This window comes from Paenibacillus sp. FSL R7-0312, assembly GCF_038004445.1.
Classification (GTDB): Bacteria; Bacillota; Bacilli; order Paenibacillales; family Paenibacillaceae; genus Paenibacillus_AQ.
The window spans coordinates 1,172,995-1,199,049 of record NZ_JBBORE010000001.1; the positions used below are offsets into that span (position 1 = coordinate 1,172,995).

Annotated in this window: 26 protein-coding genes, 1 tRNA gene and 1 riboswitch; of the genes, 2 read left to right on the plus strand and 25 right to left on the minus strand. The window is 51.7% G+C overall.

What is annotated here, in order from left to right:
• Position 1 precedes the first annotated feature (1 nt).
• The 4 genes from tpiA to MKX70_RS04890 form a co-directional block, all read right to left on the minus strand.
• Positions 2-757: a triose-phosphate isomerase gene (gene tpiA / locus MKX70_RS04875; protein ID WP_039302428.1), complete on the minus strand. Its 756-nt coding sequence runs from the start codon at positions 755-757 to the stop codon at positions 2-4.
• Positions 758-790: 33 nt separating this feature from the next.
• Positions 791-1,972, minus strand: coding sequence for a phosphoglycerate kinase (locus MKX70_RS04880; RefSeq protein WP_042231596.1), 1,182 nt, complete (start codon positions 1,970-1,972; stop codon positions 791-793).
• A 117-nt stretch (positions 1,973-2,089) separates the two neighbouring features.
• Positions 2,090-3,100 (minus strand): type I glyceraldehyde-3-phosphate dehydrogenase, encoded by a 1,011-nt coding sequence (gene gap / locus MKX70_RS04885; RefSeq protein ID WP_042231594.1) that lies wholly within the window; start codon positions 3,098-3,100, stop codon positions 2,090-2,092.
• A 116-nt stretch (positions 3,101-3,216) separates the two neighbouring features.
• Positions 3,217-4,269, minus strand: a complete 1,053-nt coding sequence (locus MKX70_RS04890; protein WP_042231592.1) for a sugar-binding transcriptional regulator — start codon at positions 4,267-4,269, stop codon at positions 3,217-3,219.
• Positions 4,270-4,602: 333 nt separating this feature from the next.
• Between MKX70_RS04890 and MKX70_RS04895 the strand changes: the two genes are divergently transcribed.
• Positions 4,603-4,677: transfer RNA gene (locus tag MKX70_RS04895), tRNA-Arg, on the plus strand.
• 193 nt (positions 4,678-4,870) lie between these two features.
• On the plus strand, positions 4,871-5,467 hold the full coding sequence (clpP, locus tag MKX70_RS04900; RefSeq protein ID WP_042132753.1) for an ATP-dependent Clp endopeptidase proteolytic subunit ClpP: 597 nt from the start codon (positions 4,871-4,873) through the stop codon (positions 5,465-5,467).
• A gap of 85 nt (positions 5,468-5,552) precedes the next feature.
• Here the strand turns inward: clpP and MKX70_RS04905 are convergent, their stop codons facing one another.
• The 21 genes from MKX70_RS04905 to hisH all read right to left on the minus strand — a co-directional run bounded on the left by MKX70_RS04905 (position 5,553) and on the right by hisH (position 26,055).
• Positions 5,553-6,191 carry a GDSL-type esterase/lipase family protein gene (locus MKX70_RS04905; protein ID WP_340839632.1) on the minus strand — a complete coding sequence of 213 codons (639 nt, stop codon included), beginning with the start codon at positions 6,189-6,191 and terminating at the stop codon, positions 5,553-5,555.
• A gap of 156 nt (positions 6,192-6,347) precedes the next feature.
• Positions 6,348-7,454: a PdaC/SigV domain-containing protein gene (locus tag MKX70_RS04910; protein ID WP_052421607.1), complete on the minus strand. Its 1,107-nt coding sequence runs from the start codon at positions 7,452-7,454 to the stop codon at positions 6,348-6,350.
• A 253-nt stretch (positions 7,455-7,707) separates the two neighbouring features.
• Positions 7,708-8,466 carry an SIMPL domain-containing protein gene (locus MKX70_RS04915; RefSeq protein WP_340839633.1) on the minus strand — a complete coding sequence of 253 codons (759 nt, stop codon included), beginning with the start codon at positions 8,464-8,466 and terminating at the stop codon, positions 7,708-7,710.
• A gap of 94 nt (positions 8,467-8,560) precedes the next feature.
• Positions 8,561-9,097 (minus strand): GNAT family N-acetyltransferase, encoded by a 537-nt coding sequence (locus MKX70_RS04920; RefSeq protein WP_042231586.1) that lies wholly within the window; start codon positions 9,095-9,097, stop codon positions 8,561-8,563.
• 73 nt (positions 9,098-9,170) lie between these two features.
• Positions 9,171-9,440 (minus strand): HPr family phosphocarrier protein, encoded by a 270-nt coding sequence (locus tag MKX70_RS04925; RefSeq protein ID WP_036651317.1) that lies wholly within the window; start codon positions 9,438-9,440, stop codon positions 9,171-9,173.
• A gap of 97 nt (positions 9,441-9,537) precedes the next feature.
• Positions 9,538-10,467: a DNA-binding protein WhiA gene (whiA, locus tag MKX70_RS04930; protein WP_039302402.1), complete on the minus strand. Its 930-nt coding sequence runs from the start codon at positions 10,465-10,467 to the stop codon at positions 9,538-9,540.
• A gap of 19 nt (positions 10,468-10,486) precedes the next feature.
• The gene (locus MKX70_RS04935; RefSeq protein WP_042140618.1) at positions 10,487-11,428 is read right to left on the minus strand and encodes a gluconeogenesis factor YvcK family protein; all 942 of its coding nucleotides are present in this window, start codon (positions 11,426-11,428) and stop codon (positions 10,487-10,489) included.
• Positions 11,429-11,485: 57 nt separating this feature from the next.
• Positions 11,486-12,385: an RNase adapter RapZ gene (gene rapZ / locus MKX70_RS04940; RefSeq protein WP_042231584.1), complete on the minus strand. Its 900-nt coding sequence runs from the start codon at positions 12,383-12,385 to the stop codon at positions 11,486-11,488.
• Positions 12,386-12,431: 46 nt separating this feature from the next.
• Complete coding sequence (locus tag MKX70_RS04945; RefSeq protein ID WP_042231583.1) at positions 12,432-13,382, minus strand: ROK family glucokinase; 951 nt, start codon at positions 13,380-13,382, stop codon at positions 12,432-12,434.
• 239 nt (positions 13,383-13,621) lie between these two features.
• Complete coding sequence (locus MKX70_RS04950) at positions 13,622-14,887, minus strand: DUF438 domain-containing protein (RefSeq protein ID WP_340839634.1); 1,266 nt, start codon at positions 14,885-14,887, stop codon at positions 13,622-13,624.
• Between the two features lie 14 nt (positions 14,888-14,901).
• On the minus strand, positions 14,902-15,129 hold the full coding sequence (locus tag MKX70_RS04955; protein ID WP_042231578.1) for a DUF1858 domain-containing protein: 228 nt from the start codon (positions 15,127-15,129) through the stop codon (positions 14,902-14,904).
• 167 nt (positions 15,130-15,296) lie between these two features.
• Complete coding sequence (locus MKX70_RS04960; protein ID WP_052421606.1) at positions 15,297-16,094, minus strand: class I SAM-dependent methyltransferase; 798 nt, start codon at positions 16,092-16,094, stop codon at positions 15,297-15,299.
• A gap of 166 nt (positions 16,095-16,260) precedes the next feature.
• Entirely contained in the window at positions 16,261-17,955 is a 1,695-nt protein-coding gene (gene thiC / locus MKX70_RS04965; RefSeq protein WP_340839636.1) for a phosphomethylpyrimidine synthase ThiC, read from the minus strand.
• 168 nt (positions 17,956-18,123) lie between these two features.
• A riboswitch (TPP riboswitch) is annotated at positions 18,124-18,230 on the minus strand.
• Positions 18,231-18,302: 72 nt separating this feature from the next.
• Positions 18,303-19,256 (minus strand): thioredoxin-disulfide reductase, encoded by a 954-nt coding sequence (gene trxB, locus MKX70_RS04970; RefSeq protein ID WP_340839638.1) that lies wholly within the window; start codon positions 19,254-19,256, stop codon positions 18,303-18,305.
• Positions 19,257-19,319: 63 nt separating this feature from the next.
• The gene (locus tag MKX70_RS04975) at positions 19,320-21,065 is read right to left on the minus strand and encodes a tetratricopeptide repeat protein (protein WP_042231575.1); all 1,746 of its coding nucleotides are present in this window, start codon (positions 21,063-21,065) and stop codon (positions 19,320-19,322) included.
• A gap of 245 nt (positions 21,066-21,310) precedes the next feature.
• On the minus strand, positions 21,311-22,258 hold the full coding sequence (locus tag MKX70_RS04980; protein WP_039302378.1) for a ribose-phosphate diphosphokinase: 948 nt from the start codon (positions 22,256-22,258) through the stop codon (positions 21,311-21,313).
• 22 nt (positions 22,259-22,280) lie between these two features.
• On the minus strand, positions 22,281-23,108 hold the full coding sequence (hisJ, locus tag MKX70_RS04985; RefSeq protein ID WP_340839639.1) for a histidinol-phosphatase HisJ: 828 nt from the start codon (positions 23,106-23,108) through the stop codon (positions 22,281-22,283).
• A gap of 14 nt (positions 23,109-23,122) precedes the next feature.
• Positions 23,123-23,839, minus strand: a complete 717-nt coding sequence (gene hisIE, locus MKX70_RS04990) for a bifunctional phosphoribosyl-AMP cyclohydrolase/phosphoribosyl-ATP diphosphatase HisIE (protein ID WP_042231571.1) — start codon at positions 23,837-23,839, stop codon at positions 23,123-23,125.
• Positions 23,836-24,594 carry an imidazole glycerol phosphate synthase subunit HisF gene (gene hisF / locus MKX70_RS04995; protein ID WP_042231568.1) on the minus strand — a complete coding sequence of 253 codons (759 nt, stop codon included), beginning with the start codon at positions 24,592-24,594 and terminating at the stop codon, positions 23,836-23,838. The genes hisIE and hisF overlap by 4 nt, the downstream gene beginning before the upstream one ends.
• 51 nt (positions 24,595-24,645) lie before the next feature.
• Positions 24,646-25,383: a 1-(5-phosphoribosyl)-5-[(5-phosphoribosylamino)methylideneamino]imidazole-4-carboxamide isomerase gene (hisA, locus tag MKX70_RS05000; protein WP_340839640.1), complete on the minus strand. Its 738-nt coding sequence runs from the start codon at positions 25,381-25,383 to the stop codon at positions 24,646-24,648.
• A 48-nt stretch (positions 25,384-25,431) separates the two neighbouring features.
• A complete protein-coding gene (gene hisH / locus MKX70_RS05005) occupies positions 25,432-26,055 on the minus strand; it encodes an imidazole glycerol phosphate synthase subunit HisH (RefSeq protein ID WP_042231564.1) in 624 nt (207 codons plus the stop codon).

Genomic DNA, 26,055 nt, shown 5'->3' on the forward strand with positions numbered 1-26,055 from the left:
CTTATTTCGCCCCCTCAACGAGTGAAACGAAGGAAGCAGGCTGCAGGCTGGCACCGCCGACTAGAGCGCCGTCGATGTCGCTTTGACTCATGTACTCCGTTACATTCTCAGGCTTCACGCTGCCGCCGTATTGGATACGGACAGCTTCAGCAGTTGCTTCATCGTACAGGCCTTTTACAAGGGTACGGATGTAAGCAATAACTTCATTAGCATCCTGGGAAGTAGAGGATTTACCTGTACCAATAGCCCAGATAGGCTCATAAGCGATAACTACGCTTGCTGCCTGTTCCGCGCTAAGACCGGCAAATGCCGCTTCAGTCTGCACTTTGCATACATCTTTAGTCTGGTCTGCTTCGCGCTCTTCGAGCTTTTCGCCTACACAGACAATTGGTGTAATGCCGTGGCGGAATGCCGCATGCATTTTTTTGTTGACGATTTCGTCCGTCTCACCGAAGTATGCACGGCGTTCGGAGTGACCGATAATCACGTATTCCACACCGAGATCCTTCAGCATTACGCCGCTGATCTCGCCTGTGTAAGCACCGTTATCTTCGAAGTGAAGATTCTGAGCACCAATTTTGATGCTGGTGCCTTGTACCGCTGCAACAAGTGCAGGCAGGTTAGTGAATGGTGCGCAGATTACAGTCTCTACGCCTTCAACTTCCGCCTGACCTTTGATTTCAGCGATGAAGCCTTCGGCTTCCGGAACGGTTTTGAACATTTTCCAGTTGCCGGCAATGATAGGTGTTCTACTCATAGTAATGGATTGCCTCCTTCTACCTTCTACGTCTTACTTGTCGTTCAGTGCTTCTACGCCTGGAAGTGCCTTGCCTTCCATGAACTCGAGTGATGCGCCGCCGCCAGTGGAGATATGATCCATTTGGTCTGCGAGGTGGAATTTCTCTGCTGCTGCTGCGGAATCACCGCCGCCGATTACTGTGTAACCTTCGGTAGTTGCGCAAGCTTGAGCTACAGCCTTGGTTCCTTCAGCAAAGATGTCGATTTCGAACACGCCCATAGGTCCGTTCCATACAACCAGCTTGGAGCTCTTGATCACATCAGCATAGATTTCACGAGTCTTAGGACCAATGTCCAGACCCATCCAGCCTTCAGGGATTTCGTTAATGTCTACCACTTTGGTATTAGCGTCTGCACCGAACTTGTCAGCGACAACAACGTCTACAGGAAGCAGGAAGTTTTTACCGAGCTTTTTAGCTTTTTCGATAAATCCGAGCGAAGCTTCGAGCTTTTCATTATCTACCAGAGATTCGCCGATTTCGAAGCCTTGAGCTTTGGTGAAGGTGTAAGAAAGGCCGCCGCCAATCAATACGTTGTCAGCCAGAGTCAGCAGGTTGTCAATCACGTCGATCTTGTCTTTAACTTTGGAACCGCCGATGATGGCAGTGAAGGGACGTTCCGGATTCGACAGGGCTTTGCCCAGAACGGACAATTCCTTCTCCATCAGAAGGCCGGATACGGCAGGCAGGAAGTGAGCGATACCTTCTGTCGAAGCATGGGCACGGTGAGCCGCGCCGAATGCGTCATTGACGAACAGGTCTGCCAGTTCAGCGAACTGCTTAGCCAGTTCAGGGTCGTTCTTTTCTTCCCCTTTATAGAAACGGACATTCTCAAGCACAAGCACGTCGCCTTCGTTCAGTTCAGCAATTTGTGCTTTTACCGCTTCGCCAATCGCTTCATCTGCTTTGGCTACCGGTTTGCCGAGCAATTCGGACAGACGTACAGCTGCGGAAGTCAACCGCATGGAATCGACGAATTCACCTTTAGGACGGCCCATATGGCTGGCCAGAATGACCTTTGCACCGTTCTCAATCAGGTATTTAATTGTTGGAAGGGTTTCGCGGATACGGGTATCATCAGTGATCTTACCGTCTTCCACTGGCACGTTGAAATCCACACGCACGAAGACGCGTTTGCCTTTTACTTCTACATCACGGACACTTTTTTTGTTCATGATTAACATTTCCTCCACACCCAAAATTGGTTCATTCACGAATCCATTTCATTTAGAAAGAGCGGAAACAGACTTTCATTGTTTCCGCTCAATTGTACTGCTTATATGAAATCGGTATTATTGAGCAAGTTTAGCGAATTTCTCCAAAGTACGAACAAGCTGTGCAGTGTAGGACATTTCATTGTCATACCAAGCAACAGTTTTAACCAGTTGTTTGTCGCCAACAGTCAGAACTTTAGTTTGTGTAGCATCGAACAGGGAACCGAAAGTCATACCCTTGATGTCGGAAGATACGATTTCATCTTCAGTGTAGCCATAAGTTTCCGGATCGGAAGCAGCTTTCATTGCTGCGTTGATTTCTTCAACAGTTACGCTCTTATCCAGAACAGTAACCAGCTCAGTCAGGGAACCAGTAGCTACAGGCACACGTTGTGCTGCACCGTCAAGTTTGCCTTTAAGTTCTGGAATTACCAGGCCGATTGCTTTAGCAGCACCGGTAGTGTTAGGAATGATGTTCTCAGCAGCAGCGCGGGCACGTCTGAAGTCACCTTTAGCGTGTGGAGCATCAAGTGTATTCTGGTCACCTGTGTAAGCGTGGATAGTAGTCATCAAGCCTTCGATGATACCGAATTTGTCGTTCAGAACTTTGGCCATAGGAGCCAGGCAGTTCGTTGTGCAAGATGCGCCGGAGATTACTGTTTCGCTTCCGTCAAGGATGTCATCGTTAACGTTGTAAACAACAGTCTTCATGTCGCCTGTAGCTGGAGCAGAAATAACTACTTTCTTAGCTCCGCCTTTAAGGTGCTTTTCAGCGGCTTCTTTAGTTGTGAAGAACCCTGTGCATTCCAGAACGATATCAACGCCAAGCTCTCCCCAAGGAAGTTCTTCAGGGTTGCGGTTAGCAAGAACCTTAACATCTTTGCCGTTAACTTTGAAGAAGCCGTCGTGAACTTCAACATCGCCTTGGAATTTACCTTGAGTTGTATCATATTTAAGCAAATGAGCAAGCATCTTAGCGTCAGTCAAGTCATTGATTGCTACCACTTCGATACCTTCTACATTTTGAATACGGCGGAATGCAAGGCGTCCAATACGTCCAAAACCGTTAATACCAACTTTTACACTCATTGAATAGTTCCTCCTAGATTTCGTTTTATTTATTCAAGACAAGCCGTGAGGCTCGTCAAGACAACAAGGTTAAGTATAATGCATAATACCTTTGCGCGCGCCCCATAAAATGGAAGCTATAGGACTTGCTGCAACTGTTTGTCGATTTCTTTGCCAATTTCGACAGCCGCCGCCTCGTCTGTTACGAGAATATCCTCTTGGCCGAACCGCAGCATCGCATGAATGGCCTTAGCCTTGCGTTTGCCGCCGGCAATACCGATAACGACTTCTGTACGCATAATGTCTTCCAGGCGCAGCCCCATGGTCATCATGGTATGAACCACCTCACCATTCTCATTGAAATAATATCCGAACGATTCGGCTACCGCACCCTCGTCCTGAATCTCTGAGATTGTAGCGGGGTCCAGCTTGCGGCGGTGAGTCATTTCAATGGCATCGCCAATTCCATGCACAATAATACGCGATCTGCGGATAATCTCCACAATCTCTCCAATATTGGAGTCCAGTGCGAGCGACTGATAGGCATCGCCGCTGAGTAGATCAGGCACATGCAGCAAACGGTAATTGGCACCAATCCGTTTAGCCATGGTCGAAGCAATGGTGTTGGCTTGGATCTCCATGCTCTCTCCCAATCCTCCACGCGCCGGAACTACCCAGGCGTTCTTATAGGAAAGGGATAGCGGCGGGGTCAACTGATCGGCCATTTCGGCCAGGGTCGATCCGCCTGTGACAGCAATCGTGTCGTCACTGCGCAGTACACTGAGCAGTGCCTTCGAACCTGCACGCCCCAGTTCACGTTTGGTGAACAGTGAGGTCTCGCAGTCGCCAGGTACAACAACTACTTTACTGAGACCGTACGTAGTACGAATTTTCTCTTCCAGATCATCCAGGCCGAAGAGGCTCTTGGCGATCGGCTCCATCAGGTCAAGCAGTCTGCGCCCGGCTTCGCTAACGCGCATGCCGACGCTCTCGATCTCAATGAGCCCTTGCGATTTCAGAAGATCCGTCTCGGCGCGCAGCACCCGCTCGGTCATATCAAGCGAGGCGGCAAGCGTTCTGCGCCCAATAATATCGGACAGCATGATCTGATGTAGAATCGTATACCGTCTCTTAAGGGTTTCCATGAGATCAGGCAGAAGCTGCTTTTGGATTTCCAATAAATTACGCATGCTTTCACTCCTGCAACTTCGTCTTTCTCTTTTCCCTTGTTCGTGGTCTCAAAATGTCCCGGGTTAACTTTTTAAGTCCCACCCATATTCTACCCAAAACTGACGCGGAGTGCAAGTGTTCCGAGACTATAATTCTCAGACTGGTTTCATCTTATACATCTGCCGGTCTGTAAGAGGTAACCATGACCTTAATTGCATGACTGATAACCTCCAGCACCTGACTGTCAGGTTGGAAGCTAGTATCTGCCTGTGAAGGTCGGAAAAAACTATTTTTTGAACGATGGGTTTTACACATTGCTTTTATGCGAGAAGTGTATTATAATAATTTCTGTTGCGCCCGTGGTCCAATGGATATGACGTAGGCCTCCGAAGCCTGAGATCCAAGTTCGATTCTTGGCGGGCGCGCCATTATGTTCACTTTTGTACATAATTTAGCAATGCTTATACTACATTTAACCAAAGAGCCACTTGATGGCTCTTTTTTTTGAAACTAAGTTTGACTTTCTTTGACTTTTTGTTTGAATTTGTTTATCATGTGGTTAATACGGTAACAGTAAAAAATGAACACATTCGAAGCACCAATTTCAAGGAGGTTTTCCACGTGAGTTATATTCCTATGGTAGTAGAACAGAGCAACCGCGGTGAGCGCGCTTATGACATCTATTCCCGCCTGCTGAAGGACCGCATCATTTTCCTTGGAACGGAGGTTAATGACGTGGTAGCCAATTCCATCATCGCACAAATGCTCTTCCTGGCTGCCGAGGATCCGGATAAGGATATTCACCTGTATGTGAACAGCCCTGGCGGTTCCATTACAGCGGGTATGGCTATATTTGATACAATGCAGTACATTAAACCGGATGTATCCACCATCTGTGTAGGGATGGCCGCTTCCATGGGAGCCTTCCTGCTGAACGCCGGCGCCAAGGGCAAACGCTTTGCCTTGCCGAACAGCGAAATTATGATTCACCAGCCACTCGGCGGTGCCCAGGGTCAGGCTTCAGATATCGAAATCCGCGCCCGCCGCATCATCAAGCTGCGCGAGAAGCTGAACCGTATCCTGTCCGAACGTACGGGCCAGCCGATCGAGAAGATCGAGAAGGATACCGACCGTGACTACTTCATGAGTGCTGCCGATGCAGCTGAATATGGTATTGTCGATAAAGTCATTGAGAAGACATTGCCGACTGGCGTTTAATTTCTATACTTCACCAACACATAAAGAGGCTGCCGCGGACCTACAGGTCTGCGGCGCCTCTTTATGTGGCATATATACTGATGTTTCACCTCAAGGTTCCATATCCCAGGGCATCCAGCTTGCCGGCAATCACCCGGTAGCCCCTGCCGTTCGGATGGATATGATCCAGGAACAGCAGCCCCCGCTCATTGCCGGCAAATTCATGATAAATGGAAGCAAACCCCACAACATAACTGCTGTAGCCGGCAGCATAGCGGTTGAACTGTCGCACCCAATCTGTAGCCGCATCCACCTGAGGATACGGATTATAGAGACCTACAATCCGGATAATGTAAGGACTTCGCGTACCCGCCTTCAGCTGTGCCAGAGTATTCATAATATCACTGAAATTCCGTTTGCAGTCCCGGAGCGCTTTTTGCAGATATCCATTCAGCTCACCTGGCCTCCCCGCTGCGGCTTTGGCGGCCTTAATCAGATCATTGCCGCCAATAGAGACGGTGATGATCTCCGCATCCTTAACCGCAGAACGAAAGCCGCCATCTGTCTTGAGACGCTGCTCCAGCCCTGCTGTTGTCAGACCGTTCACTCCAAGATTCGCTGAAGCCACCGGAGTCTGCAGCCGCCCTTCCGCCATCCGGCGGTAGACGGGGACAAATCCGTTCCCGGGCAGCGCCCCGAACCCGGTCGTTAATGAATCTCCAATGGCCGTATATTGATAGACCATATCCTTCCCTCCCCGCTATAAGCTGCTTGCTTTCTTTAGCTTATGACTGCCTCGGGGATGTGGTAACGGCAGGGCAGCCTTAATAGGCCCGCAAAAGAAATCCTGCCCTTATGTCTCCGGAGGAAACGCATGGGCAGGATATATGAAACTACTATATTATTTCAGTGCAGCGAACGGACTGCTTCCGTCCGGCAGCAGCTCTTTGAAGCTGAAGATTACCTCCGGGAAGCCTGTAGCGTATGCAGTATACTCATATTGCTGGAAGAAGAGCACGGCTTTGCCCTCTTTCAGATAGAAGTATTTCTCTGTATTCAGGCCTGTGAATCCTCCCAGATAACCTCCGTTTGCTTTGATTTCAGTAGATACCTTGGCATTCAGCTGTTTCTTGTAGTTAGGATTAGCCTTGAACAAATCCCCCAGCAGCAGGCGTTTACCGTCTTTAAGTGAGAAGGTAAAGGCATTGCGGATAGTCGATCCATGTGCACCGCCGGTATATCCGTATTGATTCGTGATCAGACTGAGCACGCCGTCCTGATTATAAGTGACCACATAACCGCCTTCGAATTCATACGGACGGTCGTCCTCGGATTTAAGGGAGATTTGATCTTCGGCGTAAGCCGCGTATTTCTGAATCGTCTGTTTGATTGTATCATTGATTGCCTTCTCAGCCTCGCTACTTGCAAGACCGCTGACCTGTGGATAATCCAGCTTGATTGGTGCATCTTTATGGTCCTTAACATAGCTCTCAGTCTTTATAGTTACCGCATTTTGCGTTCTCTTCATCACATTGAGCCGTCCCGTAGCGGCACTCCAGTCACCCTTGTAGCCTAAGTAATCGCTGAGCAGGTCAAACGAAACATAGAAGCGGTTATCCATATTCTTCACTTCATATTCGCCGATAAAATAATTGTTCACTTTAATCGTAGTATAGTATTCAGTAACCGTCAGTTTAGTTTGTGTAGTACCTGTACCGATGGTATACGTCTTCTCTGCTTTATCATAAGATAGCGGCATCCCCAGCGCATCGCGCATAAACGTTACCGGAATCCATACCTTTCCGTCCTGGAAAAGCCCCTTCTGCGCTGCAATCTTGCCGTTTACCTTCAGTACTACCGGGGAGGATGCAGCCTTCACCTGAGCAGCTGCTGGAGCTGCCTGAGTTATACCTGCCGGTATTGCGGCTCCACCGAGCAGCATTCCCGCTGCAATCATTCCTGCGCCCCATTTACGGGCGTATTTCTTCGAAGTATCATTCATTTTCATTGTTGTTCTTCCCCTTCCGCTGGTGCGATGTATTATGACGTGATGTGTTCCCTCAGCTTCACTCTTCCTATTATAGGGATAAGAAGGTCGGCGGATGTTACAATGCGCTTTACAGTTTCTTAAGGATTGAAGAGTCTTTCTATCAACCTTATTACATTTATTTAAACAATTTGAGAGATTTCAACGAAAATTTCTCCTAAAAAAGGCGCCGCCCTGCCATAAACAGCAGAGCAAGCGCCTCTTCGCGGTCACTTTATTTCAATTCATAGGTTACGCTCAGCTGAGTGGTTACTTTAACTTCTCCGGGTTCAACAGAGCTTCCGGCAGCTGAATCATTCGCTGCTTTGGACATGGCGGCCTGTTCAACGAAGACAACCGGGTTATTCCCGTCGTCGTTCTGAATGACCGTTACCACCTGCCCGAGTCCGCGTTTCGCCGCTTTAGCAATCGCTGCCGCTTTTACATCTGCGTTCAGCATTGCTTTTTCGATGACCTGTGCTTCAAAGGCTGATGGATCTTCGATCGCAAAGCTTGCATTGCCGATATTGTTCGCGCCTGCCGTAGATGCTGCATCCAGCAATTGTCCGACCTTAGTCAGATCACGGTAGGAAATCTTCAGCGTATGCTGGGCATTATAGCCTTTAACCTGCTGGCCTTCCTTTTCGCTATAGACGTAATTAGGCTGTACATAGAACTGGGTGCTCTGAATATCCTTGTCGGCAATTCCCCAGGTTGTTTTGAATAATGCAGTCAGCTTCGCAATCTTTGCTGCGGTACCCTTCTGCGCCTCTTGCGCAGTATCGGCAGTGGTACTTACCCCAATCGAAAGATAGACGATATCCGGTTTGATCGCAAGTTCACCCTTGCCCACCACGCTCACAATATTCTTCTGCACCTCGTCGGCAGCGTAAGCCTTTTCAGGACCTTTTAGCACCCCGCTCAGCCCCATTCCTCCTATAATCAAGCTTCCTGCCAGCAGCACTGCTCCGATTGATTTGCCAAATTTCATCATGCCTGCCATCCCCTTTCGCTTCTTTAAGTGTTGGTACCCTCTAGACGGACCAGCATGGCAAAAGTTGCATATCCTATGTACGTTATTTAATAATTTATTCCGTCTCTATCCAAAAACGCCGGATGACATTCCCGTCCTCCTCGATATATTCGCTATCCTCTATTCCGCCATTCTTGCGGATCGTCCGCTCTGAAGCTGTATTGACGGCGTCGCAGACCACGAGCGCCTTCTTTATACCCAGTTCCCCAGCCTTCAGGAGAGCCTGCCTCAGAAGTTCACTGGCATAGCCCCGTCTGCGCTCCGAAGGGACCACGCCATAGCCGATATGCCCGCCTGTACGAAGTAAAGTTTCCGTCAGCCGGTGTCTGATGTTCACGGCACCTACCACCCGCTGATCCGTTGTCACCAGCCAGAAGGTTGAACTGCTCACCCATCCGTCTTTGATATTCACACCACCGGCATGCTCACGCAGAGACTGAAGCATACCGGCAAAGTCAGCAGGATCGATCTCGACTACCCAGGGAACGAATGATTCTCCGCTGGCCTTCCACTCTTCATAAAATGCCAGATAGGGCTCTCTGAGAGCTTCTGTAGGCGCCACTAAGGTTACCTCGCTGCCTTGGATCTTCATCTGTGTATCTCCCCTTGTACATAAATAATATGAAAAAAAGCCCCTAAGGGCTTTCGGTAAGACGTTGTAGCATTTATTGATTCTCGAGTTCTTCCTTACTTACAAGACTTGTCAAAGCGGTTACAGCTTGTTCCGCATCTGCGCCATCTGCGCTGATATAAATCTCCGTACCGGAACTGATTGCAAGGCTCATAATGCCCATGATACTTTTGGCGTTAACTTTTTTATCGTCTTTTTCCACGAAAATCTCCGACGAAAACTTATTAGCTTCTTGCACAAACAATGCTGCCGGCCGAGCATGGAGCCCCGTCTTCAACCGAACAACTACCGGGTGCTTTGTCATGAAACGCTTACCCCCTATTTGAGATCTGCCCAAAAATTTCACATTAATTTTATAATATTATATCATTATAACCTCTACCGCACTAGAAAAAAAATAATCAACTGCCCCGCACCTTGTCAGCCAGCTCATCAATTTTGCGCAAACGGTGGTTTACGCCTGATTTACTGACGGTGCCGCCCAGCATATCGCCGACTTCCTTCAGGTTGATATCCGGGTGTGCAAGTCTGATTTCTGCAACCTCGCGCAGCTTATCCGGCAAGCTTTCCAGTCCCACCTCACGCTGCAGCAGCTTGATATTCTCGATCTGGCGTACCGCAGCGCTGATCGTTTTGTTAAGATTGGCCGTTTCGCAGTTGACGATCCGGTTGACCGAATTGCGCATATCGCGCATGATCCGCACATCCTCAAATTTGAACAGCGCCTGATGGGCTCCGATCAAACTTAAGAATTCAATAATCTTCTCGCCTTCCTTGATGTATAGGATGAAGCCTTTCTTGCGTTCTATGCAGCGGGCATTCAGGTGAAATTCACCAGCCAGCTCCACGAGCGCCTTACAGTGCTCCTCATACATCGAAGCAATTTCCAGATGGTACGAGGAACCCTCCGGATTATTCACCGAACCGCCAGCCATGAAGGCCCCGCGCAAGTAAGCACGCTTGCAGCAGTTCTTGCCGACGATTTCATCATCGATCCCATCGGTGAAGATGAAGCCTTCCGAGACAATCCGCAGATCCTTCAGGATCTCCTGAACCCGGTTTGGGATTCTTACGATATAGACGTTATTCTTCTTCAAACGCATTTTTTTACGCACGAGCAGCTCGATATGGACCTGGTAATATTTCTTAAGTAAAGAATATACCCGCCTTGCAATCGCGGCGTTCTCCGTCGAAATGTCGAGAACAACCTTTTTGCTCGAAAGCTGCACCGAACCATTCATCCGGATCAGCGCTGACATTTCCGCTTTCTCACAGCAGGGCTGGCTCTCGACCATCGTCAGCTCTTTTTTGGTAAGGGCCGCAAAAGACAAGGGGCTCACCTCTTTCATGTTAACTCTTTCTGTCAATCCAATCCTGAACCAGCTGGAAAATATGGTGGCTAAGCTTATCTGTATCATGCCGCAAATAAGTTTTAAATAATACCAGTTTGTCGGCAATCACCTTATATCCGTTGCCGTCAACGACATCGCGGTCAAGCTGCACCGGACGTGCGCCTTTCTCGGCATATTTGATCTGTACCTGCTCCGGGATCTCTCCATCGTTCACAATTACATAATCGAACAGATGCAGTCCGATATGGTCATATACCGCTTGAAGATGATCACTGACCGTATAATTATCCGTTTCACCTGGCTGGGTCATTACATTGCATACGAATATTTTGATCGCATCCGAGGCCACAACGGCTTCAGCCAGCTTCGGCACCAGCAGATTCGGCAGAATGCTTGTATACAGACTGCCCGGACCGAGCAGAATGGCATCCGCATTCCGGATCGCTTCCAGTGCCTCCGGCAGAGGCTCCACATCGGCGGGCTCCAGAAACACACGTTTGATTATACCGCCGGCCTCCGGTATTTTGGATTCGCCGGTAATCAGGGTTCCATCCGACATCTCGGCGTGCAGTACCACCGCTTCGCCAGCAGCGGGCAGCACCCGGCCACGGACGGCGAAAAGGCGGCTTAGCTCTCTGACCGCAGTAACGAAATCACCGGAGATGTCTGTCAGCGCTGCCAGAATTAGATTGCCCAGGCTGTGCCCGGCGAGACCCTCTCCGGTACTGAAACGGTAGCGCATGATCTGCGCCATCAGAGGCTCTACATCGGCCATAGCCGTCAGTACGTTACGGATATCTCCCGGAGGCGGCATTTGTAGCTCGCTGCGCAGAATCCCGGAGCTCCCCCCGTCATCTGCCACGGTTACGATAGCCGTAATATCCAGCGGCTTCTCCTTCAACCCCCGAAGCATAACAGACAGCCCGGTACCGCCGCCCATGACGACGATCTTCGGACGCTGCCCTTGTTCTTCAGTCACTACTCATCCCTTCTCTCGTCAATGCCGATCACGTTCGGAATCCCGATGGCTGATTGCTACCGATTCCGTCTCGCTTACCCCCAGCATTTTGCCCAGATATTCCGCAATGGCTACAGAACGGTGTTTGCCGCCTGTACAGCCGATGCCAATAATAATCTGGGATTTGCCTTCCTTGCGGTATTGCGGAATAAGAAATTGAAGCATGTCAAGCAGCTTGGTCAGGAACGTCTGCGTTTCAGGCCATTTCATCACATAGTCATACACATCGTTGTCTTGGCCTGTCTTGGGCCGCAGCTGATCCACATAATGCGGATTAGGCAGGAAGCGGACATCGAACACCAGGTCAGCATCAATCGGAATACCATACTTGAACCCAAACGAAGTAATATTAACGGAGAGGGTGCTTTTTCCGAGATGGGAAAACCGTGATACAATTTTTTCTTTAAGCTGTGCCGGCTTCATGCTGCTGGTATCCAGACACAGGGTAGCTGAATTCTTGAGCTCCTCCAGCATTTGGCGCTCCATCCGGATACCGTCAAGCGGCATGCCCTTGGGAGCAAGCGGGTGGTGACGCCGGCTCTCTTTGTAGCGTTGTACAAGCACTGAATCTGTTGCATCCAGGAAGAGAATCTCAAAGCCTATGGTCGACTCATCCTTGATATAGGCTAAAGACTCCGATAGAGCGGTGAAGAATTCCCGTCCCCTGAGGTCGATCACGAGCGCCACTTTGGCGATTTTGCCTTTGGACTGCTCAATCAGTTCGGCGAACTTCGGGATCAGCACTGGCGGAAGATTATCGACGCAGAAGAAGCCGAGATCCTCTAGGCTCTGCACTGCAATCGTCTTGCCTGCTCCCGACATGCCTGTAATGATAATCAGGGTGGCACGACCGGGCGAAAGTTGCTCAAGTTCGGTCATTACAGCGTCCCCTCCCTAAGGTTAGTATATGAATAATTCCTGCTCCTTAAGAACGCAGCAAAAGACCTGCCGCACCAATAATACCGGCATCATTGCCAAGCTCCGCAGGCACAATAGTAACACCCGTCTGCAGAGGCGCAGGTGTCAGCTTGGCGAAGACACGGCGGACTTCGTCAAACAGAATATCGCCGGCTTTGGATACGCCGCCGCCTACGATAAACACTTCCGGATTCAGTACAGCAGCCACCGCAGCCATCGATTTGCCCAGGTAGAATGCTGCGCGGTTCACAATACGCAGAGCGACTTCATCGCCTGCCTTGGCAGCGTCAAAGACTTCCTTGGCCGCAATCTTCTCCACCGTGGACAGAGTGGTGCGGTCCCCGCGGGCCACTGCATCATTCGCCATGCGGATAATGCCAGTCGCAGAGGAAACGGTTTCCAAACAGCCCATGTTCCCGCAGCCGCACTGGATAGCTTCCAGATCGGGAACTACTGTGATATGGCCAAGCTCTCCGGCCAGACCGGCAAAGCCTTGATACACCTTGCCATTGATAATAATTCCGCCACCTACCCCTGTACCCAGCGTATAGCAGACGCAATTCTCAATGCCGCGTCCTGCACCGCTCCAAGCCTCGCCCAGCGCAGCGACATTGGCGTCATTGTCTATTTTGACAGGCTTGTTCAAACGACCTTCCAGAATGGAACGGATCGGCACATCTCTAAATCCTATGTTGGGCGCAAGGATGATGATTCCTTCACGAATATTCGTAAACCCGGCAAGCCCGGCTCCCACACCGGCAAGCTGTTCCCAGGAATACGGAGAGTCCTCCACAATCAGGCGCACATACTTCTCGATATTATCGATAACGGCATCGACGCCGTCTGCGGTCCCCGTTGGACCTTCGTAAGTGTGCAGCAGGCTTCCCTCGGCATTGCAGATTCCAACCTTAATCGTGGTTCCACCTAAATCCACGCCAACGTAGATATGTTCAGACATGTTACAAGCCACCTTTTTCTATGCTAAAATAGTTAATCCTACGTACCCACTATAATAGAAGCCTCCCCTGCGGTCAAGGAAAGGCGATACACCCGGGGGAATGTTCTTCGGGAAGCGGTATGGGATGTTTTTACATGCTTCATCTGCGGACAACCCGCCTAACAAAAAGACCTTCTCACCGGGCAGGCAAGAAAGTCTGAAAGTAATCTTCTATTGCCCTGGTCCCTGTAAATCTGCCATTATTCCGACAAAATACGCTTTTGCCCCTCTAAGGCACGGATCGGAGCAATATTCTGTGTGAATTCCAGCGTCCCCATATAGCGGCCGGTCTCATCACGTACTGCGAAGTAGCGGATATAGATGAATTTATCTTTGATGGCAATCCAGAAATCCTCAGCATCCTTAACGCCTGCCTTGAAATCCGCCAGCAGCTTCTCCACCACATGTACGCTTTGCGGCGGATGACAGTTCTGCACCGTACGGCCGATAACCGCCTTGGTCCGGGCGAAGATCCGTTCCTTGCCATGCGAGAAGTAGCGGACCACATCGTTCTCATCGATAAAAGTCAAATCCACCGGCAGATGATTCATCATCGTCTCGAGTTGATGGAGCGACAGCAGTCCGGTCTCAAAACGGATGAAGCCCTGCGGCGATGCGCCTTCCCCTTCCCCTTCGTCCTGACTCTGGGCACCTTCCGGTTCAGCGGCACGCGCCGGAATCCATTCCTGCTCCGGCGCGGTCAGGCAGAAGCCGATCTCGTCACTTTCGCGGGCGATTTTGACCCATTCATCCTCAGTCAGCTTATCGAGCGCCATCGGCAGCAGAATATTCTCTTCTTTAAAGATCATCTCGTTGACTTCTTTGATAATCTCATCCAGTGAAGCTGCAATTTGCCCAGACTCTCCGTTATAAGCGCTGAGTCCTTTCTTAGCTTCCTTAATCATATTGCGGATCCCGTCATCCACGCCCCACATTACCTTGGTTGGGCCATAAATGCCGTACTTCTCTAAGTAAGGAAACAGCAGATTCTCCTTGCGGCTGTAATGCTTGTCGAGATCAAGCAGCAGACTCAGGTCTTCCAGCAGCTTGAAAATGATCTCTTCGCTGGCGTTCTTCTTGAACTTATCTGTATGCAGCTCCAGCCGGAAGTTAACCAGCCGTTCAATCTCACGGTTCTCCAGCTTAAAGGTATGCACCGGATGTCCCGGCTGCTCTTCAGCCTTCGAGGAGCGGTGAATCTGCTCAATTGAGCCTTTGAAGATGGCTGTATGCACGGAGCATAAACGCTGCACCTCCTCTACGGGAATGCCCTCTTCGGTCATCAGGGAATGCTCCATGGCGGATATTTCGGCTACAGTCACATCGCCTACCGCTTCTGCAAAACGCGCCTTCACTTCCTCTACACTTTTACCCGCATGCAGCTCCTTGATGATTTCTCTCAGCATAGCCTGACGGCGTGTCTGCTCCGGTACATCCACTTCACGGTTATTAATCAGTTCGCTCATTATATTCTCTCCTTCTATTCAATAATCTCGAAGCCGTGCTGCTCAAAGGCCAGGCGAACGGTTTCCAGCTCTATTCTCTTTAATTTCATGCCTTTGGATAATGTCATGAACCTGCCTGCCGTCTGCAGCATTCCAGGCTTCGTTATATCATGGAAACCCAGACCGGCCATAATATCTACGGCTTCCGGGTGCCTGGTTACCAGCTCCAATATAGACTCATCTAGCTTCAACACTTTGCTCAAGATCTGCACACCTCACAATTGAGAATTCTTCTCAGCAACAGCTTAGCATAGGGCAGGGGGGTAAATTGTGATTGCAGTCACTAAGTATAAAATTACCCCACAACATATTAGCTTTTAAGGAAAAAGCTGCCCGTACGCCTGTTACAGCATAGGGACAGCTATGTATGTTAAGAATTCACAGAATTCAAGGCTTCGGCTATGAAAAGCGTACATATAAAATTCCTTTGCAGGGTGCCGCCATTCCGGCCGATCAGCTTATGTAACCTGGCGCTTAATTCAATCTGCTCCGCTTCCTTCAGCCCGATGAACCCGTTGCAGGTCCGCAGGAAGTTAATGAAGCTATCCGCGTCATCCCTGCTGTCCCAAGGATACCGGTAGACCTCCGGGGCTCTGAAATTTCCGCTGCCGGACAGCTCTGCTACAGTTCGCTCCACTCTCTGTTCAATTACATCCCGCTTATTAAACCAGAATACCTCATACTCCGCACAGACCTCGGCAATCTCTTGCTCCATCTCACTGTCTCCCTGCAGATAAAAATTCCAAAAGAGCGCGAGCCGCCCTCCCGGCTTCAGCAGCCGCCCACATTTCTTGTAACCTTCCGGCTGCGGCACCCAATGAAAGGCTTGAGCGGAGAAGATCAGGTCGAAATCCGTCTCCGGCCCAGACCAGTGCTCAAACCTGGAGGTTACAAATCGCACGTTTTTATCCCTATGCTTCTGTCTTCCCAATTCCGCCAGTTGTGGGCCCGGTTCAATACATAGCAGCTCATACCCGCGGTCCAGGAATAATTCGGAGGCTTTACCGCTCCCGGCACCGATCTCAAGAATTCTGGACTCCTTAGTCAGAGAGGCTTCTTGTACAATCTGCTCAATCAGGGCGAATGGATAACTGGGTCTATACCTATCATAGTATTCAGCCGCTTCATTGAAACGTTCGCTTTCCTTGAGCCAGTCCTTGTTCCTCATTTGATTCACTCCCTATCCTTGGATAATGCTATTTACGCCAACGCTTGTGCTTGGTTTCACATAATAGGGAGAATGAATCTTGTGCTATTCGAGCATAAGAAAAGCTGCCCTCACGCCTTTTACAGCATGGGACAGCAGGGAAATAGCTATACGAGACTTGCCTTTTTTACAGCGACCTGCTCAATCTGTAGGAATTACGGATATCATGCGAAATCCGCATGCTGCAGAATTTAGGACCGCACATAGAGCAGAAATGAGCTTGCTTCGCCCCCTCCGCAGGAAGCGTCTCATCATGATACTCCAGCGCCCTTTCCGGGTCCAGAGAGAGATGGAACTGGTCTCGCCAGCGGAACTCGAACCGCGCCTTGGACAGCGCATTGTCCCTGTCCTGTGCACCCGGATGCCCCTTGGCGAGGTCTGCGGCATGTGCGGCTATTTTGTAGGTAATGACTCCTTCGCGTACATCATTCTTGTTAGGCAGGCCTAAGTGCTCCTTGGGCGTAACGTAACACAGCATCGATGTCCCGAGCCAGCCGATCATCGCCGCCCCGATGGCCGAAGTGATATGATCGTAACCGGGGGCAATATCGGTAGTCAACGGGCCAAGAGTATAAAATGGGGCTTCCCGGCAAATCTCGAGCTGCTTGTCCATATTTTCCTTAATCTTGTGCATCGGCACATGCCCCGGACCCTCAACCATTACCTGAACGTCATGCTTCCATGCCAAGGCTGTCAGCTCTCCCAGCGTCTCCAGCTCAGCGAATTGTGCTTCGTCATTGGCATCTGCAATAGAACCCGGACGCAATCCGTCCCCCAGAGAGAAGGCCACATCATACGTCTTCATAATCTCACATATAGCTTCAAAGTGTGTGTATAGAAAGTTCTCCTGCTGATGGGCAAGGCACCAAGCGGCCATAATCGAGCCGCCCCGTGATACGATTCCTGTCATTCTTCCGGCTGTTAACGGAATATAGCTCTTTAAGACTCCGGCATGAATGGTGAAGTAATCCACACCCTGCTCCGCCTGCTCAATCAGCGTGTCGCGATAGAGCTCCCAGGTTAAATCCTCGGCTATGCCGTTCACCTTTTCGAGCGCCTGGTATAAGGGCACCGTGCCGACAGGCACAGGAGAATTGCGTATAATCCATTCACGGGTGGTATGAATCTTAGAGCCGGTGGAGAGGTCCATGATAGTGTCTGCCCCCCAGCGGGTCGCCCACCGCATCTTCTCCACTTCCTCCTCAATAGAAGAAGACACCGCAGAATTTCCGATGTTCGCATTGATCTTCACCAGGAAGTTACGGCCAATAATCATCGGCTCGCTCTCGGGGTGATTGATGTTGGCCGGAATAATGGCCCGTCCGGCGGCTACCTCATCCCTTACGAATTCCGGCCGGGTATTCTCGCGGATCGCGATATACTCCATCTCCGGTGTAATGATCCCTTGACGCGCATAATACAGCTGGGTAACATTGCGGCCCGCACGTGCCCGCAGGGGGCTCCGCTGCAGCCCTGGATAAGCTTCTTCGGGTGGCCCACCCCTGCGGATTCCATTATCCTCCGGCTGCACAGCTCTTCCGGTGTATTCCTCCGAATCGCCACGCTCCGCAATCCAGCCTAAACGGTGCGGCGGCAGCCCCCTCCGAATGTCAGCTTCTTGCGCAGCATCGGTGTAAATTCCGCTGGTGTCATAGACACGAAGCGGTTCGTTCTCCTCTTCCCCGGCAACGCCCTCCGTTCTGCTGAGGCTGATCTCCCGCATCGGAACCTGAATATCCGGGCGCGAGCCCTCTACATACACTTTCCGGCTTGCAGGAAATCGGGAAAGGTCCACCTCTTCGTTCTTCATCATTTCGGGCATTCTAATCTCCTCCTCTTCGCTCTATGAGCCAATCAGATAAGATTTCACGCAGCAGACTGAGCCGAAGAATCATGTATAGCACAAGGCATACGAATTCTTGCAAGTCAAAAAGCCGCTCCACCTGGAGCGGCTTTATCAAAGGAACAGCCCAATAAGACTGTATTCAAAAAAGGTCCGACTCCACTTTCCTACGCTGGTATGATCCAGATCAGGTTCAAGGGTCCGGAAATTCACTTTTCCCGTCTCAGCCTATTCAGGCTCCCCTAGTGGGTATCTTATCTAATTAAATACATTCTACTGGTATAGGATTTTTTTGTAAACCCGTCAATAACAAGAACCTTCTCCGGTTATTTATCGAGCGATTCGCTCCAGTCATGCACCATCGTGCCTTCCAGGAACTTCTCGGCATCCATGGCGGCCATACAGCCGGTTCCGGCTGCCGATATAGCTTGACGGTAACGCGTATCCTGCACGTCGCCGCAAGCGAATACACCGGGAATATTCGTCTCTGTGGTGCCCGGATTAACCACTATATAGCCATTGGCATCGGTGTTAATCTGCCCGCCTAAGAAAGCGGTATTCGGTGTATGTCCGATAGCGACAAATACACCATCCGCTTCCATCAGCTCGGTAAGTCCCGTCTCATTGTTAAGGACGGTGATGCCCTTAACCCCGGTATCACCAACGGTTACCTCCAGCGGCGTGCGGTTCAGTGCCCATGACACCTTGCTGTTGTCGCGCGCGCGGTCCTGCATGATCTTCGAAGCACGCAGCTCCGGACGGCGGTGAACCAGCGTTACGCTGGAAGCAAAGCGGGTCAGGAAGCTGGCTTCCTCCATCGCAGAGTCGCCGCCGCCGACCACGACAATTTTTTTGTTACGGAAAAAGAATCCATCACAGGTCGCACAGGTGCTGACCCCGCGTCCAACATTCTCCTGCTCACCCGGGATACCCAGGTATCTGGCGGAGGCGCCGGTCGAAATAATGACCGACTCCGCTTCCAGCACACCCATTCCGTCTACAGTCACCTTGAACGGACGCTGCGAGAAGTCCACCGACTCTACCCAGCCATTCTTGAATTCAGCGCCGAAGCGTTCGGCCTGCTTACGCATGTTGTCCATCAGATCAGGACCCAGAATTCCTTCAGGGAAGCCTGGAAAGTTCTCCACTTCTGTCGTCGTTGTCAGCTGTCCTCCCGGCTGCAAGCCTTCAATTACGAGCGGGCTCAGGTTCGCACGCGCCAGATAAATCGCGGCAGTCAGCCCGGCCGGGCCTGTTCCGATTACAATCGTTTTGTACATTACATTGGCCTCCTTACAAGTAGGTGTGAGAAACATATAGATTCTTATATTTGAAAAAAGGATTCAAATATTATTGGTGGACGGCGACAAGCCGTCCGTTCCCGGCAGCATGCCCTGGGTGTCGCATTCATTATCGATCCGCCGTGCATAGCGACTTACCATGGAGACCGAGACGCCGTAACGCTGTGCCGCCTCGCGGAAGGTGACCGGACGCCCGTGCAGCCTGGCAGTCAGGTACTCCAGTGCCGCACACCAACCGCCGTCATTGCGGAATAGCGGTACATCCGGATACAGGCTGCCGATGAACTGCTTCCAGATAAACTCTGCATCCTTCTTCTGCGCAGCATCATACCTCCGGTCCATCATGGCCACCGTATGATCGATAATCCGCTGCCAGTCTTCCTTCCATTCAGCAGGGCCCTTGGGGCTGGAAGCCGCTTGCACCTGCTCTTCTTCAGGAGCTGCTGCTTCCAGATTCTCTCCAATCAGCCGCTGCAGGCTGAACAGCGCCGCCTCCTGCAGCCGGTCCTCCTGGAGCGGCTGATGCTCCAGAACTCCGCGCAGTACCTCGGACATCTCCTCATCCTCAATCCAGCGCAACGCTTCGGTCACCTGCAGCTTCGTGGAGGAATCACCGTAGCGCAGCGCCCAGAAGAACGAGGCGCGCAGCAGCGGATTGTTCCGTACTTCTTCGGTGAACTTGCCTGTATTCCCCTTCCACTGCTTGAGCTGCTCCTGGAAAGGCAATTGGTAATTATAGCTGACCGCAGGCATGGGTCTGTCTTCTCCACGGGCTTGCTGGAGCTGGGACAGGAAGAATGCCGGCACGGCCGACTCAGGGTCCAGCTTCGCAGCCTGTCTCCAGCAGCGCAGCGCTTCAGTGTAGAGGCCGCTGTTGCTGGCCGCTGCTGCGCAGTAATGATAGAGGCCGGCGTCCCCGGCGACCTCTTCATCCTTCAGCAGACGCCGGAAGTGGCTGTACGCTGCGGTATGCCTGCCCAGGATACCCATCGTGGTGGCCATTTTGAATACATGCTCCTGATGAAAAGGCACAGTGGCCTCAAGCATGCCCAGCAGAGAATCCAGCTGCTCCTTGTCACCTGCATACTGCAGGAAAATCGCCATATTGCATAGCGCATGCAGATTGCCGGGGTCCTGCTTCAGCACCTCGTTCAGGCATTCCTTCGCTTTGGCAAACCGGCCCATATAGAAATAAGCGAGGGCCAGGTTATTGTGCGCAGCCAGAAAGTCCGGTGAGGCCGCAATGATCTCTTCCAGCAGCTCTACGGCCTGGGGAAACTTGCCCTCCTCCAGCAGACTGCGGGCCCGGTCATGCTCGACCACACCCTCACGGCTGCGGATCCGCACAAGCGGAGCAGGACGGTTCAGCTCATATTGCAGCAGTTCCATCAGCTCTTCGGATTCAGCCATGAACTCGCCGCTGGCATCCTCCTCCAGATACGTGACCAGCGAACGCTCCGCCTCTTCAAAGCTTTCCATATTGGCGTAATTATTAGCCATATAGAAATGGCATTCGGTCATTGCGGGATCAATCTTCTCCAGTACATGGGTCAGAATCTCATTAGATGCTGTGTAATTACCCATCTCAGATAATATACCCGCCATGTTGCAATGATTCACCGGATTATCCGGCTCATATTCAACAGCTTTGCGAAAATTCTTTAATGCCTTATCATATTGAAAGCGGTCAAGCGACCGTACGGCTCTTTCAAAGAAAAAATTGGCATCCAGAGTGACCGGAATCACATTACCGCTGTCCGTATCATTCTCTGAAGTTTTCTCAATCATGGAAGCAAGGCACCTCCCTTTGTAAGCTTCCCTAGCCTAACGAAAAATAGGAGAGCGGTATCAAATATATACCCATACTCCCTGTCTTAAGTGTTCTTTTCGTTTCCATTTATGGACTTGGCTGTCTTCTTCACACAGTATACCACATGTGGAAGTGAGATTCTCAACCTGAGAGGAGAGTTAAGGGGAGGTAAAAGCTTGAAAAGTTGCTGCTGCAGCATAACTGTAAAAAAGAAACGCAGGGACTATATCCCCGCGTCTCTAAATAGCTTGTCTATGGAACCGCCTTCGATGATAATGCGTGTGGCCTCTGCCAGCATAGGTGCAACAGAGAGCACCGAGAATCTGCTGGAATGCTCATCCGGCAGCGCAATAGAATCCGTGACGACAATTTCGTCGATATTGGGATGATCCATCCGCTCCAGCGCGTCTCCGGAGAACAGCCCGTGCGTGGCACAGACGATGCTGTTCCGGGCCCCGCGCTCCTTCAGCCCTTCTACCACATTGACGATCGTGGTTCCCGTATCAATAAGATCCTCAATAATAATCGGCGTTCTTCCCTCAACATCTCCGATGACATGGGTAATTACCGATTCGTTATGGGCCGGACGTTTCTTGATCATGATGGCAAACGGAGAGTCCAGCCGGCTGGCCAGCTTCTCGGCCATGGAGGCGCGGCCCGCGTCGGGTGATACGACTACCAGGTCGGAGAGGCCTTTGATCTTCAAATAACCGCTGATCAGATCAAGCGCAGTCAGATGATCCACGGGAATGTTGAAGAATCCCTGGATAGCCGCTGCATGCAGGTCAATAGTTATCACGCGGGTAGCTCCTGCAGTGGTCAGCACATCGGCAACCATTTTGGCCGAGATTGGCTCACGCGGTGCAGATTTGCGCTCCTGCCGGGCATACCCGTAATAAGGAACGATAATATTTACTGTTCTTGCCGATGCGCGTTTGGCCGCGTCGATCATGACCAGCAGCTCTACAAACAGCTCGTTAATCGGATGAGCCAGGGATTGCACCAAAAATACGTCGCAGTTCCGGATGCTCTCTTCATAATGCACATAAATCTCGCCGCTCTTGAAACGTGTCAGCTTAATCAGGCCCAGCGGTGCGCCAAGGCGCTCCGCAATATCAGCGGCCAGCTTCGGATTCGACGAACCGGAAAAAATACGTAATTGATGATGCATAGTACCCTCCTGGGATTATAATTTATACTTCGAACGGAACGGATGTGCGGCGGCGTCCTTCGAACACAGCCAGTTCACGGAAGCCCGTGCGCCACAGCATTTCCCGCGCCTCCTGTAAGCCGTCTCCCAGCTTCAGAGGGTCATGGGCGTCAGAGCCCACGGTGAGCGGAATGCCGAGCGCAAGCGCCTGCTGAAGCACATGCTCCGCCGGGAACATCTCGGCACAAGGCTTAGTGAGCCCCGAAGCATTCAGCTCCATCGCGATTCCGCTGCCGGATATAACCTTAAGCGTCTCCAGCTCCAGTGCTCTGGCCTCGTCTCTTCCTTCCGGAGTCTGCGGCCCGTAACCGAACCTTTTGATGACATCCATATGTCCTATAATATCATATAATCCCGATAACGCCGACTTCTCTACTGCATCATAATATCGGCGGTAGACGCTCATCACGTCCTGGCCTTCCCAGCCATGGGTCTGCCGGTGGTCCGTAATATCCCATTCCCCGAGAAAATGCACCGACCCGATCAGATAGTCCCACGGATAGGGTGCTAAAAGCTCGCGGATCTGCTCTTCATATCCCTCGATATAATCCGCTTCAAGCCCCACCCGCAGCTCAATCGTTCCGCGGTAGCGCTCCTTCAGCGTAAGACATTCCTCTACATAACGCGGAAGCTCCGCAAGCGGCATAGCCATCTCGGGATAATAGTGCTCCGGATCTACATGGATAAGCGGCAGATGATCGGACAGTCCAAGCTGCTGCAGCCCGAGCGCTATGCCGCGCTGCACATACTCTTCAAGCTTCCCTACGGCATGGCCGCAGCGCTCATGGTGGGTATGGTAATCAATACGCATGCTGAACCTTCCTCCTAGTCCCGGCGAGGCCGTTCATGGCGGGCACTCAGCTCTTCCAGAATCTCATCCAGCGGAAGCTTCCGTTCCTGCAGCAGGACCAGTAAATGATAGATCAGATCGCTGACTTCAAGGCGAAGCTCGGCATTATCTTTATTTTTGGCGGCGATAATGGTTTCGGAGGCTTCTTCACCGACCTTCTTGAGAATCTTGTCGACGCCCTTATCGAACAGATAAGTAGTGTACGCTCCTTCCGGACGGTTCACTTCCCGCTCAGCAATTACGCGCTCCAGCTCACCCAGTACAGCAAAGCGGTCATCGCCTGCTGCTGCGGAGTTAACTGTACCTCCAGCTGCTTCAGCTGTTGCCGGTGAATCGAGGGGAATCTCGCGGAAGAAGCAGCTGTTCTCACCCGTATGGCAGGCCGGTCCTTCCGGCACAACTTTCACCAGTAGCGTATCGCTGTCACAATCGTAATGGATCGAGGTGATGGCCTGGGTATTGCCGGAGGTTCCGCCCTTATGCCAGAGCTCACTACGCGAACGGCTCCAGAACCAGGTCTGGCCGCTCTCGAGTGACAGCCGTAGTGACTCCGGATTCATATAGGCGAACATTAATACTTCCAGGGTACGGGCATCCTGTACCACTGCCGGCAGCAGGCCGGCTTCATTCCAGCGGATACCTGACAATGCCTCCTGCTGGATCTGCGCTATGTCTTTCTTGTCCTCGCTCATCGGATCTCTACCCCTCTTTGCTTCAGATCAGCCTTCAAATCATGAATAGCAATCTCTTTATAGTGAAAAATCGTTGCCGCAAGTCCGGCATCTGCCTTGCCTGCGGTAAATACATCATAGAAATGATCCATTCTTCCCGCACCGCCGGAGGCAATTACAGGAATGCTCAGCAGATCGCTGACTGCTGCCGTCAGCTTCAGATCGAAGCCGTCCTTCGTGCCGTCGGCGTCCATGCTCGTAAGCAGGATTTCGCCCGCTCCCAGCCGTTCAGCTTCCTTGGCCCAGGTAAGCGCCCGGATACCGGTAGGCGTACGTCCACCGTGAGTGTACACTTCCCACTCGCCCCAAGCCTCATTATATTTGGCATCCATCGCCACCACAATGCATTGGGAGCCGAAGTGGCGGGCGCCTTCAAGAATCAGCTGCGGATTATTGACAGCTGCCGTATTAATGCCGATCTTGTCTGCACCAGCACGCAGGATCCGCTTCATGTCCTCAGGTGTCGAAATCCCGCCGCCCACCGTGAATGGAATAGCAATCTCCCCGGCAGTCTGCCGCACGACCTCGACCATAGTCGCCCGGCCTTCCACCGACGCGGAGATATCCAGAAATACCAGCTCATCTGCACCTTCGCTATCATATAAAGCCGCCAGCTCCACCGGATCTCCGGCATCGCGCAGATTTACGAAATTAACGCCTTTTACCACCCGCCCGTCCTTCACATCCAGACAGGGGATAATCCGTTTGGCTAACATCCAAGACCCCTCCTTCACAGGCTAACAAAAGTAATTACTAAGCCCGTAACCCTACGCCTTACCCAGCGCCTGCAGGGCTTCAGCCAGATCAATATTGCCGGTGTAGAGCGCCTTGCCGACAATCGCTCCACCGATCCCGCTACCGCTATGTACGCTCAGACGCAGCAGATCATCCAGACTGGTTACACCGCCGGAGGCGATTACGGTTTTGCCGCTCGCCCCGGCCATGGACAGTATACCCTCCACATTCGGCCCCTGCATCATCCCATCACGGGAGATGTCCGTGTAGATGAAGGTCTCTGCACCCTTGGCTGCCAGCTCCTTAGACAGATCCTCGGCGCGCACCTCGGAGGTATTCAACCACCCATGCGTAGCCACATAGCCGTTACGGGCGTCAATACCGATCGCTACCTTATCACCATACTTCGCGAGAACCGCCTCTGTAAAAGCATAATCATTGATCGCCGCCGTTCCAATAATGACCCGGCTGATGCCAAGACCCAGCAGCTTCTCCACATCCGCAAGCGTGCGGAGACCGCCGCCGACCTGAACCGGAACATTGGCATTCTTGGCAATGGCTCCGATGATGGCATCATTAACAGGATGCCCTGCCTTGGCGCCGTCCAGATCGACCAGATGGATAAACTGTCCGCCCTGCTCTTCCCAAGACTTAGCCACCTGAACCGGACTGTCGTTATAAATGGTTTCCTGGCTGTAATCCCCCTGCTGCAACCGGACACATTTGCCGTCCCGGATATCAATCGCCGGATATACGATAAAAGAAGACATGTAGCGTTCCCCGCTTTCATTACAATTTGCAATATAGTTATTCAGGCTTCACGCCTGCTCTCTTCCAAGCCGCAGGAAATTCCCCAGCAGCTTGATGCCAAGCTCGCCGCTTTTCTCCGGGTGAAACTGCATACCATACACATTGTTCCGTCCTACCACCGCCGTAACCGGATGACCATAATCCGTGACCGCCAGCAGGTCGCTGTCGGCAGCGGCCTGCACATGATAGGAATGGACGAAGTAGACATGCCCTTCTTCAAGGCCGGTCAGAAGCGGACTCGCCGGCTGGAGGAAGCCCAGCTTGTTCCAGCCCATATGCGGCACCTTGTAGCCGTCACGGGGTGCGAAGCGTACCACCGAGCCCGGCAGAAGATCCAGCCCCTTATGCTCGCCATGCTCCTCGCTGCTGCTGAACAGCAGCTGCATACCGAGGCATATGCCCAGCAGCGGCTGTCCCGCTTCAGCTGCAGCCTTAACTACAACATCCATTCCGCTCGCCCGCAGATGCTCCATCGCATCGCCGAATGCACCGACACCCGGCAGGATCACGCTGTCTGCCGCCAGAATCTCACCGGCATCTGCTGTCACCAGACTCGTATACCCCAGGCGTTCCACCGCCTTGCTGACACTGTGCAGGTTGCCCATGCCGTAATCGACGATTGCAACGGTCAT